The following is a 3,602-nucleotide window of genomic DNA, read 5'->3' on the forward strand; positions in this document are numbered from 1 at the left end:
GGTGGTGTCGTATTGGTTGAGGAACCAGATGCGTTGTTGGGCAGGCGAGAGCGGCACGAACTCGGGTTGGGGCCCCGGAGTGGGCACCGGCAGAAGGGCGTCGTCCGAGTCGTGGTCGAGGTGGGTGGACAGGACCCGCGGTGTCCGGTCCTCGAACAAGGTCCGGACGTCGATGTGGGTGTGCAGCGTCGAATTCACCCGCGCCACCACCCGTGTCGCCGTCAGCGAGTTACCGCCCGCCTCGAAGAAGTTGTCGTCGACACCGACGTGCTCGAGCCCCAGAACGGCCGCGAATACGTTCGCGACGGTCTCCTCGACGGGCGACGTCGGTCGGTGCGCGGGATCGGCAGGGGAGTCGAAGCGAGGATCGGGAAGTGCGGCGCGATCAAGTTTGCCGACGGGCGTCAGCGGGATCCGGTCGATCGGCACAATCGCCGTGGGCACCATGTACGCCGGAAGTCGTTCCGTGAGATAAGCCGACAGGCGCGCCGGGGCGAGATCCGCGGACCCGACTACGTAGGAGACGAGAATCGGGTCCCCGGCGGTTCCGGTGCGGGTAAGTGTCGCAGAATATTCCACGTCCGGGTGGACACCGAGGACGGCGTCGATCTCGCCGGGTTCGACGCGGAACCCGCGCACCTTCACCTGGAAGTCGGCGCGGCCGAGGTACTCGAGCACCCGACCACCGGACGCGTCGGCGACCCAGCGGACGATGTCGCCGGTTCGGTACATCCGTTCGCCCGCCTGCCCGTACGGAGCGGCGACGAACCGCCCTGCGGTCAGGCCCGGCCTCCGGTGGTATCCGCGTGCCAGACCCGGCCCGGCAATGTACAACTCACCCGGAACGCCGTCCGGTACCGGCTGCATCCGTGCATCCAGTATCACTTCATCCACGCCGGCGATCGGGCCGCCGATCGTCACTTCGGTCCCGGGTGCGAGCGGAGCGCTGATGTTGGACATCACGGTGGTTTCGGTGGGGCCGTACCCGTTCCGCAGAGTACGGCCACGCGACCACCGGGTTGCCAGGCCGGGCGGACACGCCTCTCCGGCCACGAGTGTCTCGCCGAACCCGTCGTATCCGTCGAGTTCGTCGGGATGCGCGGAGGCGAGTGCGGCAGTCGGGATGAAGGCGTGCGTCACCCGTTCGGCGGCCACGAAGCGAGACAGCTCGGCGCCGCCGACGATTGTCGTCGGGCTGATCACCAGAGTCGCCCCACAGCCGAAGGCCAGAAGATAGTCGAACACCGATCCGTCGAATGAGGGTGACGAGAAATGGAGCACGCGCGAGTGTCGCCCCGGATCGAGGCTGGTCACCTGCGCCGCGGCCAGTGCGGCCAGCCCGCGGTGCGGAACCACCACGCCTTTCGGGACGCCGGTCGATCCGGACGTGTAGATCATGTATGCGGGATGGTCAGGTCGCAGTGGCCGGCGGCGATCGGCGTCACCGAGGGCACCGCTCGACTGTTGTTCGACCGTCGTGATCGTCCCGGGTTCGTCCAGGACGAGCCACGGCACCGTGTCCGGTAGTCGCTCACGTTGCGGTGTCAGTGTGACGCCGAGCGCGACACCCGAATCGGCGAGCATGTCGGCGATGCGTGCGGCGGGATAGCCCGGGTCGATCGGGACGAATGCGGCCCCGGTCTTGGTGATCGCCCAGACCGAGAGCACGGAATCGGCGGATCGGGGAATCGCCAGGGCAACGTAGCGTTCCGGGCCTGCGCCGTGCGTGATCAGCAGGCGCGCGAGCCGGTTCGACGCCTCGTCGAGGTCGCGGTAACTGACCGCGCGACCGGAGTCCTCGAGCGCGATGGCGTCCGGATCGAGGGCGGCGGCGCCGGTGACAATGGCGGCGAGCGTGCGGGTGGCGGGTGCGGGACCGCCGCGTACGGGCGCGAGCGCACGGAACTCGTCGTCGCCGAGGAGCCGCACCGACGCGACGGTGGTATGCGGTGCCGTTGCGATGACCTCCAGCGCCCGGCACAGGTGTGCCGCGATCGCCTCGGTCTCGTTGCGACTGAGGAACTCCGGCAGAAACTCGAACTTGAGGTGGAGTGTGTTGTCGGTGGTGGTGGCGGCGAGTGCGAGGGGGTAGTGGGTGGCGTCGGTGGCGGAGGTGGTGGTGATGGTGAGGTCGGTGGGTGGTGTGGTGGTGTGGTGGGGGTAGTTCTCGTGGACGGTGATGGTGTCGAAGGTGGTGGCGTGGGGGTTGGGGATGTGGGTGAGGGGGAGGTGGTGGTGGTCGAGGAGCCTGGTGTGGGTGGTGTGGGTGCGTGTGAGGAGGGTGGTGAGGGTGTCGGTGGGGTGGAGGGTGATGCGGACGGGGATGGTGTTGATGAAGAGTCCGATCATGGTTTCGATGCCGGGGATGTGGGGTGGGCGTCCGGAGACGGTGGTGCCGAAGGTGATGTCGGTGGTGCCGGTGTGGGTGGCGAGGACGAGGGCCCAGGCGGTGTTGAGGATGGTGTGGAGGGTGAGGTCGTGGCTGCGGGCCACGGTCCGCAGCGCGTCGGTGTGTTCCTTTGACAGCGAGACCCGGTACTCCTCGGGGAACGTGGTTGGGACGCGGCTGCGCGCGGACGGCAGCAGGATCGTCGGTCCTTCCAGTCCGTCGAGGGCCTCGGCCCACACGGCTCGGCTCTCCTCGAGCGACTGCCGGGTGAGCCACTCGAGGTAGCGGCGATATGGGAGGGGCCGGGGCACAGCGCCGGGGTCGGCGTGGCGCTCGTACAACTGGAGGAGTTCGTGCAGGAGAAGGGGCGCCGACCAGCCGTCGAGCAGGATGTGGTGATGGGTGAGGGCGACCTGGTGGTGGGTCGGCCCGTGGGTGATGAGCGTGAGCCGGAGCAGGGGTGGTGCGGTCAGGTCGAACGCGGTGGTGCGGTCGGCGGTGACGATGTCGTGAGCGACCGTCCCGTCGCGCTCGCCACTGAGATCGTGGTGGGCCCAGCGAAGTGGTGCGGGGGTGATGATCTGAATGGGCGTCCCATCGGGAGTGTGTCCGAAGGCGGCGCGGAGATTCGGGTGACGGTCGAGCAAGGTTTTTGCGGCGTCGCGGAGGCGGCCGGGGTCGAGGGATCCGTCGATGTCGAGGACGACTTGGACGACGTAGGTGTCGAGAGCCTGACTGGTCAGTTCGTGGTGGAAGAGCAGTCCGGCCTGCAAGGGGGTGAGGGGCCAGACGTCGGTCAGGGTGGGGTAGTCGTGGTGGAGTGTGTCGAATGTGGGTTGGTCGAGGTGGACGAGGTCGAGGTCGCTGGGGGTGAGCCGGCCGGCGCCGGGTCGGCTGGTGTGGTCGGCGAGGGCGGTGAGGGCGCGGGTCCAGAGGTCGGTGAGTTCGGTGACGTCGGCGGCCGGGAGCACATCGGGTGGATACACCCAGATGGCGCGCAGAATCGAGGTTTCCCCTGACTCGTCGAGGTAGGCGTTGACGTCGAGAATCGCTGCGACGGGGACATTTCCGAGAATCGTGGTATCGAACTCGATGCCGGTCACCGGTTCCCAGCCGGCACCGTTCGAGGGTCCGTGCGGTGCGGCGAGTAGATGGCCGAGGTAGTTGAGGGTGATGTGGGGTTGGGGGAGGTTGCGGAGTTGTGTGGCGGTGT

At 68.0% G+C, this 3,602-nt stretch carries 1 protein-coding gene; it reads right to left on the reverse strand.

What is annotated here, in order from left to right:
- A partial coding sequence (locus P3H15_RS53260) for an amino acid adenylation domain-containing protein (RefSeq protein ID WP_276144707.1) occupies positions 1 to 3,602 on the reverse strand: 3,602 nt, incomplete at both ends.

The sequence above is a fragment of the Rhodococcus sp. T2V genome (genome assembly GCF_029269925.1).
In the GTDB taxonomy this organism is placed as follows: Bacteria; Actinomycetota; Actinomycetes; order Mycobacteriales; family Mycobacteriaceae; genus Rhodococcus_F; species Rhodococcus_F koreensis.